The sequence below is a fragment of the Microcoleus sp. Pol12A5 genome (genome assembly GCF_036701435.1).
In the GTDB taxonomy this organism is placed as follows: Bacteria; Cyanobacteriota; Cyanobacteriia; order Cyanobacteriales; family Microcoleaceae; genus Microcoleus.
On sequence record NZ_JAUBQU010000050.1, the window covers coordinates 26387 to 34824 of the forward strand.

Annotated in this window: 8 protein-coding genes and 1 riboswitch; of the genes, 5 read left to right on the forward strand and 3 right to left on the reverse strand. The window is 46.0% G+C overall.

The window, feature by feature from the left end; genetic code table 11:
• Window positions 1-106 precede the first annotated feature (106 nt).
• From QUA45_RS15130 to QUA45_RS15140, 3 genes are all read right to left on the reverse strand, one after another.
• Window positions 107-433: a hypothetical protein gene (locus QUA45_RS15130; protein ID WP_333067614.1), complete on the reverse strand. Its 327-nt coding sequence runs from the start codon at window positions 431-433 to the stop codon at window positions 107-109.
• Window positions 434-914: 481 nt separating this feature from the next.
• Entirely contained in the window at window positions 915-3053 is a 2139-nt protein-coding gene (locus QUA45_RS15135) for an ATP-binding protein (RefSeq protein ID WP_333221369.1), read from the reverse strand.
• Window positions 3054-3201: 148 nt separating this feature from the next.
• A complete protein-coding gene (locus QUA45_RS15140; protein WP_333067612.1) occupies window positions 3202-3546 on the reverse strand; it encodes a slr1659 superfamily regulator in 345 nt (114 codons plus the stop codon).
• A gap of 447 nt (window positions 3547-3993) precedes the next feature.
• Here QUA45_RS15140 and cynS point away from each other — a divergent pair, with 447 nt between their 5' ends.
• The 5 genes from cynS to QUA45_RS15165 all read left to right on the forward strand — a co-directional run.
• Window positions 3994-4437, forward strand: coding sequence for a cyanase (gene cynS / locus QUA45_RS15145; RefSeq protein ID WP_333221371.1), 444 nt, complete (start codon window positions 3994-3996; stop codon window positions 4435-4437).
• 227 nt (window positions 4438-4664) lie between these two features.
• A complete protein-coding gene (gene clpX, locus QUA45_RS15150; RefSeq protein WP_333221373.1) occupies window positions 4665-6047 on the forward strand; it encodes an ATP-dependent protease ATP-binding subunit ClpX in 1383 nt (460 codons plus the stop codon).
• A 140-nt stretch (window positions 6048-6187) separates the two neighbouring features.
• A riboswitch (cobalamin riboswitch) is annotated at window positions 6188-6334 on the forward strand.
• Between the two features lie 22 nt (window positions 6335-6356).
• Entirely contained in the window at window positions 6357-6767 is a 411-nt protein-coding gene (locus QUA45_RS15155) for a DUF1636 domain-containing protein (protein WP_333096581.1), read from the forward strand.
• Between the two features lie 263 nt (window positions 6768-7030).
• Window positions 7031-8065 (forward strand): cobalamin biosynthesis protein CobW, encoded by a 1035-nt coding sequence (gene cobW / locus QUA45_RS15160; RefSeq protein WP_333221375.1) that lies wholly within the window; start codon window positions 7031-7033, stop codon window positions 8063-8065.
• 182 nt (window positions 8066-8247) lie between these two features.
• Window positions 8248-8438 (forward strand): GTP-binding protein (locus QUA45_RS15165; RefSeq protein ID WP_333221377.1); only part of this gene is annotated, 191 nt, incomplete at its 3' end.

Here is an 8438-nt window from a genome sequence, read left to right on the forward strand (position 1 = left end):
CCAGTATATCGCTTTTTGACAGTTTAAGCTATGGATAAGTTTGTTTTGTTTAGTTTGACGAGCGCCGGGGACTAACCGTGGAAACTAGATTAGACCCCTGCAATAGCTACCTGCTGACACTAACAGCAGATTTTTTGGCACGTTGTTTAAACTGAGGCACGGAAAAAGAAAGGACTTTTTTCGAGACCGAGACAGCAGGTGAAGTAGAAAGGATAGTTTCTGCTTTACCTTCGTTTTCGCCTTCGGCTTCTGCTTTTAAACTAGAGTCTGTTTCACAAGTGTTTGGAACACTTGTAACTACAGTAGTCCACCTGCCTGTAGCCGGATCGCGATAACAAGTAAAAGGATTTATTTTTAGCGGTTGACTGCAAGGTTTAATCATGTAGATGCACTCCTTTGATTCTGAGAAATTGTGCATTGCTTTCAGCAGCATTGCTATCTCGCCAGTAGAAGCAGTATGAAGGCAAAAAGCAGAATTGTGTTTCTGCGTCCAGAGACTTTTGAAACTTCCTGATTTCCTGTTAACTTTTGCCTTCTACCGCTTCGCGACCATAGCATTACTTTTACCAAATTGCCTGTCTGGAAGCAACCCCCCATCCCCTTAATTAGGTTGAGGTGGGACTTGTGAATGCAGCGAGGCGCTCGATCGTGCCTGCAGGACAATCTTGGAATAATATAGGTATTCTAGGCTGAAAAAAAATGCTACTGTGTGATCGACAACAGAGGTCGATCGCGATCGGTGTCACAATTAAAAAGGGAATTGGTAATTGGTAATGGCTAATTTGTAAGGGGGGAATGAGTAATTGGGGAATTTTTCCCTCTTTTGCCATTCGTTAAATCGGTTAAATCCGGTACAAAATTCCTGGCATAACCCACCCGTTAAATCCCTACATTTGTCGTTGCCCAACTTGCTTCTAACTAATATCAACTTCTGCCTTTAAGTGAACAGTAAAAGTAGAGCCAACATCCAACTGACTCTCAACAGTGATATCGCCGCCCATCATCTGGCAAAACAAGCGGCTAATAGCCAATCCTAAACCTGTGCCGCCGTACTTGCGAGTAGTCGAAGCGTCTCCTTGAATAAAAGGTTCAAACACACCCTGCTGCTGTTCTGCCGACATTCCAATCCCCGTATCAGATACCTGCAAATAAACCCAATCCCTGCCGCCTGCTGGTTCGCGAGCCGCGCTCAAAAGCACCGTTCCATCTTCGGTAAACTTCAGGGCATTGGATAGCAAATTAAACAGAATTTGCCGGACTTTAGTCAAATCTGCATACATCACCCCCAAATTTTCAGAGCAAGAAACTTGCAATTGATTGTGATTTTTTTCGACCAAAGGGTGCAAAGTGGCAACGACTTCTTCTATTAAATTACTGAGGTCAAATTTTTCCAAATAAAGCTCCATCCGACCGGCTTCTATCTTAGAAAGGTCTAGAATATCGTTAATTAAAGTGAGCAAATGTTTGCCGGCGTTATAAATTTTTTGGGTATCGGGAATGATGTCTTCGAGTCCCGTTTCCCGTGCTTCTTCTTGTAGCATTTCGCTGTAACCGATAATCGCGTTTAGCGGTGTCCGCAGCTCGTGGCTCATATTGGCTAAAAAAGTGCTTTTAGCTCTAGAAGCTGCTTCAGCTTTGTGTAAGGCTTCTTGCAAGGCTATTTCCGCTCTTTTGCGCTCGGCAATTTCGATGCGGAGCAGTTTATTGGCGGCGGTGAGTTGAGCGGTGCGCTGATCGACGGTCATTTCTAGCTGCGCTTTGGCTTTGGAGAGGGCTTCTTGAGCCCGCTGGCGCTCAAATCCTTCGATCGCCAGCGCTACCAAATTTGCCAAAGAATCAGCAAAGGTGCGCTCCTCCAGAGCCCACTGGCGGGGCGCGCCGATATGTTCGAGAGAGAGGATGCCCACGATCTGGCCGCCGAGCCTAATTGCTACATTTAATATCGATGAATTGGGCTTGCTGGCATTTGGCCGCACAGCGGAATTTTCGGCTAGCGAAGATGAGTGAGACAAATTTCTGTGTAGAGAGTTTTGAGTCTTTGTCGTAGGTTCTAAAGCATTGTCCGATCGCAAATTTTCGCCCGGTGCGTCTCCTTCCACATCTAAAATTGATAAATTTAAATCGCTTGCCGATATGGACTCCCGGCTCAAATGATTCTCCTGGGTGCGATCGTACAAGTCGAGACAAACTAATTTGGGGTTGGGGATTTTAAACTTAGAATGATTAACCCCCTCGTCTTCGTCTGGAGCAGCGGCCTCTTTATCGAGTGGCCCTGTTTGGTTGTGGGCGAGCACTCTCTCGGTAAAATTTAGCTGGGGCTCGCTGGGGTAGCGAGTTCCAAATCTTCCATGGTTGTAAAGCCAGACACTGACTTTTTCCACATCCAAAGTCCGGGCTGCAGCTTCGGTAATTTCGCGAATTCCCACATTCAGCGCACCGCTATTGAGAGTCCTCTGCCGACCTAGCTGCAACAAAGCCAAACTCTGGCGGCGGAGCCGCTTTTCGCTCTCTTGGAGGGTTTGTTCTGCTTCCTTGCGCTGGGTGAGGTCGTACAAGGCGCACAATGCCGTCTGCTGCCCGTTAAACACCAGCGACTGAACCGAGATCATCGCCCAGAAAGCGCTGCCGTCTGATTTTTTGCAGTGGAGTTCGTAGTTTTGCAGGTATCCCTCTTTAGCAAGTGCCTCAAGTACCTTTGGGCGATCGGCGGGGTTGAAGTAAAAGTCTGGAGTGGTGCAGCCGATCAATTTTTCTAGGGGTATGTTCAGGAGAGAAGCCAATTGAGCGTTCGCATACATAATTAAGCCGTCACAGAGGCGAGAAACTAATACCGGCACGGGAGTTGCCGAGGCGATCGCCCGAAACTGCTCTTCGCTTGAACGCAGCGCCAACTGAGCTTTGCTCAGCAAGTGAGCTTCCATCGTATCTGAATGTTCGGTGGTAGTCTCCAGCAAAAGTTCTAGGTCAACCTTTTCGCGCTTCAAGTTTTCAAGTTCCGCACTCAGCCGCTGAACGTCGAAAAGTAGCTGTTCTGTCGAGGGTTCTTCCTGCATAGCAATTGAAAATTGGTAATTTTTAGTCGGTTCTGAAGTTTTTTAGGGTTTTGTGCTAGTTTAACTATGACTTATTCCGATTAACTTCAGCCACCCTCATCCTGGTTCCCCGACTTAGCCGACGATTCATCTTTACCTTTTATCGTTGCTATTCGAATTCTAAGTGCAAGGAAGGCATCAGCCGCTGCAAGTTCTTCAGGGATTTGATCTGCCAGGGGATCTGTTTAGAACCTTTGATGGCGATTTGAATATTTTTTTGCTGTCGCACTTTGATCACAAATTTTGAGACAATATTAATTCCAGAGCTATTTAAAAATTCTAGCTTTCGCAAGTCTAGAGTAACGGTGTTTGGGCAGGAGTCAGCCACTTCGTTGAGCAGATCGACGATCGGTGCGTATTCTTCCACCTGGCTGAGTCGGAACGAGCCGCTACAGGTGACTGTTTGCGTAGCGCGATCGTACTGGATCGTGTAATCTTTGGTCTGAATCTCCATACTTTTGTCAGTTGCCGGTTTTGAGCGGTAAAGGGGCTTTGGCTGCGTGAGCGAGGATTGAGCTTCAGGCTAGCACGATCAAACTTCAGCCGTTTGCCGAATGCCGAAGGCCTTTGCGGGTGTAACTTTTATTACATATACTGCCAACTGTACCATTGTCGTAGGGCAGTTATGAGTTATTTTAGGATTTATCGGTTGTGATACCAGTTGGAATAAAGAATGCAACTGTTGACTAGCTCTCAACCCTGGTAGCCATCAGTCATTGCCAATCTAACATCTCAAATCTCAAATCTCAAATTGTCTGAGTTGTGGGGGTTAACGAAACCAACTTTTTCTGCTGTTGCGAGCTATCAATTCGATTTTTTTTCTCAACTTAAGTATTGACAAAATTACCAAAATGTGAGAAAAATTTCACATCTTACACCGAAGTGAAGGGGAGAATATTTAATGGCAATTTCAGGAATTACAGAAAAGCTTTTGGCGGCTAAAAAAGCTAAGGGAATTAGTTTTGCAGATTTGGAAAAAGTTTTGGGGCGCGACGAAGTTTGGATTGCCGCGGTTATTTACCGTCAAGCTACCGCATCAGAAGATGAAGCCGAGAAAATTGTCTCGGCTTTGGGACTAGATAGCGAGACGGGTGCGGTTCTCTGTGAACCTCCGTTAAAAGGTTCTTTGGAGGCCTCGGTTCCGGTTGACCCCCTGATTTATCGTTTCTATGAAATTATGCAAGTTTACGGGATGCCACTCAAAGCAGTAATTCACGAAAAATTTGGTGACGGGATTATGAGCGCGATCGACTTTACTTTGGATGTCGAGAAAGAAGCAGACCCAAAAGGCGATCGAGTGAAAATAATTATGTCAGGAAAATTTTTGGAATACAAAAAATGGTAAGCCAGTGCCATTTTATTTTCAAGTGAAAATGAAAAATTCAAATTGGCTCGAATGACTCATGACTAATGACTAAAGCCTCAAAAGTGTTAACTTAGAAATAGAGATCGCGAAGCTTGACTGGCTTGGGTGTCCGATCGGGAAACCCTTCTAGGGCAAAGCTAAGGTCGCTCCCGCGGCAACTTCCCCAGTCGAAACAAGCAACCGGAACCGTAAATTAAGAGGCAAATATGTCAAAATATGACTCCCATCTCAGATGCTCCTTTTGCGGCAAGTCGCAAGAGTACGTCCGCAAGTTAATAGCTGGGCCCGGCGTATACATTTGCGATGAATGCGTGGAACTGTGCAATGAAATTTTAGAGGAGGAGTTCTTTGACTCCAGTAAAACAATTGGTCAACAGATTCCCCAATCAGAGGTGCGAGAGTCTCAGGGACAAGGAACGCGGCGCCAGGGTCGATCGAATAAATCGAAAATTGTTTTAGCTCAAATTCCGAAACCGACAGAAATTAAGCAGCATTTAGACAACCACGTCATCGGCCAGCATTCAGCAAAAAAAGTCCTTTCTGTAGCAGTTTACAACCACTACAAGCGCTTGAGCGTTGACCAAGCTAAAGATAGCGAGAAGTCTTCCCCTGACAGCGATGTAGAACTGCAAAAATCCAACATCCTGCTAGTGGGTCCCACAGGTTGTGGCAAAACTTTGTTAGCGCAAAGTTTGGCACAAATGCTCGAAGTGCCCTTTGCGGTAGCGGATGCGACGACACTGACAGAAGCTGGATATGTCGGCGACGATGTAGAAAATATCTTGCTGCGCCTGTTGCAAATGTCCGATTTTGATGTGGAAGCGGCGCAGCGCGGCATTATTTATATTGATGAAATTGACAAGATTGCTCGCAAAAGCGAAAACACTTCGATCACTAGGGATGTATCGGGAGAAGGAGTGCAGCAAGCGCTGCTAAAAATGTTGGAAGGAACAGTGGTTAATGTTCCCCCGCAAGGCGGCCGCAAACATCCTTACCAAGATTTTATTCAAGTTGACACTAGCAAAATTCTATTTATTTGTGGCGGTGCTTTTGTCGGCTTGGAAAAAATAGTTGAACAGCGTTTGGGCAAAAAATCATTGGGCTTTATTCAGCCAACAGAAAGCGACAGCAACTCAACTTTGCCGGCGAAAGACAAGCGGGCCGCTGATATTTTGCAGCAGGTACAGCCGGACGATTTAGTCAAGTTTGGTTTGATTCCTGAGTTTGTCGGGCGGATACCGGTGGTGACGGTGATTTCGCCGCTGGATGAAGCAGCTTTGATGCAGATATTGACTGAGCCCCGAAATGCGCTGGTGAAGCAGTATCAAAAGCTGTTGAAGATGGACAGCGTGGAATTGGAATTCCAGCCGGAAGCGCTACGCGCGATCGCCCAGGAGGCCTATCGTCGCAAAACTGGCGCCAGAGCTCTTCGCAGCATTTTAGAGGAGTTAATGCTCGATGTGATGTACGAGTTGCCTTCTCGCAAGGATGTGGCTAACTGTACGATTACTCCTGAAATGGTCGAGAAGCGATCGACTGCGGAATTGCTGTGGCATCCCGCTTGGCACAAACAGCACGAAACTGCATAATTGGTAATCTGTAAACTGCCGGTGGGGCCCCCTACAAACTACTAAACCAGCCCCAGATTTATCCCTGGGGTGGCTTTCTCCAATCTGAAATCTAAAATCTAAAATCTAAAATCTAAAATCGATTGGCGGCAAGTGCGGTATGATGTGATTTCGCGATCGGTTCTAGCGGGGAGCAGTCGCTAGAGGAAACGGGGAAAGTTCGGTGCAAGTCCGGCGCTGTCCCGCAACTGTAATGAAACCCTTGTGGTTTCTCAAGTCAGAATGCCCGCCGATATCTAACTCACTTTTGAACGCATCTGCGAGGTACGGATGATGGATGGAATTAACACGGCTGTACGCACAAAGCACAGTCTATTTGTTTGCACTGCTTGCGCTAGTGTTTGGAAAAACGGCAAGCGCGAAGGTAAAAGCGGCGGTCAACAATTTATGGAAAATTTGTCGCAACTCGCTAAAGATTGGGAGTTTTCTGATAAGTTTGAGATTCAAGAAGTTGAGTGCATGAGTGCTTGCAGTCACTCTTGTGCGGTGTCTTTTGCTGCTGTAGGAAAATACACTTATCTGTTTGGCGATTTACCAGCAAATGAGGCGGAAAGCGTCGAGGCTGTACTCGAATGCGCGGGTCAATACTATGCTAAACCGGACGGTTTGTTGCCTTGGTCTGAGCGTCCTCAAGCTCTGAAAAAAGGCGTTTTAGCAAAGATTCCACCGCTAGGAAATTAAGCTCTTTCCTTCCAGGATTTGCCCATCGCCGATAACTAAGGCGACAAATCCGCCAGGGACTTAAGTCCCTGGCTAATAGCGAAAGTCCTCTAAAGAGGACTGAGAATAAAAATTTTAAACTCATTAGTCCTCTTGAGAGGACTGTCGCTTTGAGGCAGGGGTTTAAACCCCTGCCGGACTGTCGGTTTAACGAGTTTCCTGTCAGCAATTGACTGACCCAAAATTGAAAAATATTCAATCACACTACAACAACAAAATTATCAATGCACAAAATTCCTGTTACTGTCATCACTGGTTTTCTCGGTAGCGGCAAAACTACCTTAATTCGCCACTTATTGCAAAATAATCAAGGTCGCCGCATTGCTGTTCTGGTTAACGAATTTGGCGAAATCGGAATTGACGGAGAACTGCTGCGCGATTGCCAAGTTTGCGATGAAGAAGAAGATGTCAGCAGCAATATTGTTGAACTAACAAATGGTTGTCTTTGCTGCACTGTTCAAGAGGAATTCTTGCCGACTATGCAGGAATTGTTGAAACGCCGAGAACAAATTGATTGTATTTTAATTGAGACTTCTGGTCTCGCACTTCCTAAACCTTTGATTCAAGCTTTTCGCTGGCCGGAAATTCGCACGGGTGCTACTGTAGACGGTGTTGTTGCTGTTGTCGATTGCGAAGCTGTTGCTAGCGGTACTTTTGTCGGTGATATCGATGCTTTGATGGCACAGCGACAGGCTGATTCTAGTTTAGATCACGAAACTCCGATCGAGGAATTGTTTGAAGACCAGTTAGCCTGTGCCGATATGGTACTTTTAACTAAGGTCGATCGCGTAGATGCGGAAACTCACAAGAAAGTCCAAACCTGGTTGCAGCAAGAGTTACGGCCGAGTGTAAAAATTGTGCCCTGCAAAGGTGGCGAAATTAACCCCGATGTGCTTATGGGATTTAATGCGGCGGTTGAGGATGATTTGGAGTCTCGCCCGAGTCACCACGACACTGAGGAGGAACACGAACATGATGATGATATTAACTCGACTTTCTTTATTGCCGATCGCGAATTTGAACCTGAAGCTTTGGTGAAAAAACTGCAATCCTTGATGCAGCAGGAGGAAATCTATCGGATTAAAGGGTTTGTGGCGGTTCCCAAGAAACCCATGAGGATGGTGTTGCAAGGTGTCGGATCGCGCATAGAATATTTTTACGATCGCCCTTGGCAACCTTCGGAACTCCGTCAAACGAAATTAGTCCTGATCGGTCGAGAGTTAGAGCGCGATCGAATTGCAGCTATGATTAACAACTAATTGTCATCGGAGAGGGGCGGGTTTATCGATATTTTGAATTGCAGCAAATATTATTGGTAAAACTCGCTCCTCCAAGCTCTGACCAACAATTTATTAACATTATTTAATATTGTGGGCGCTGCCAGCAGGTCTGGTGTAAAATAGCGATAATGGTTATCATTGTACAATAATCGAGGTCAAGTATGGTGACTGCTGGGGCGATCGAATCAGTTCCTGTTACCGTTCTCACGGGTTATCTCGGCGCAGGCAAAACTACGCTACTGAACCGCATTTTAACACAAGAACACGGCAAAAAAGTTGCAGTCATCGTCAACGAATTCGGCGAAGTAGGCATCGACAACCAACTGATAATTGATGCCGATGAAGAAATTTT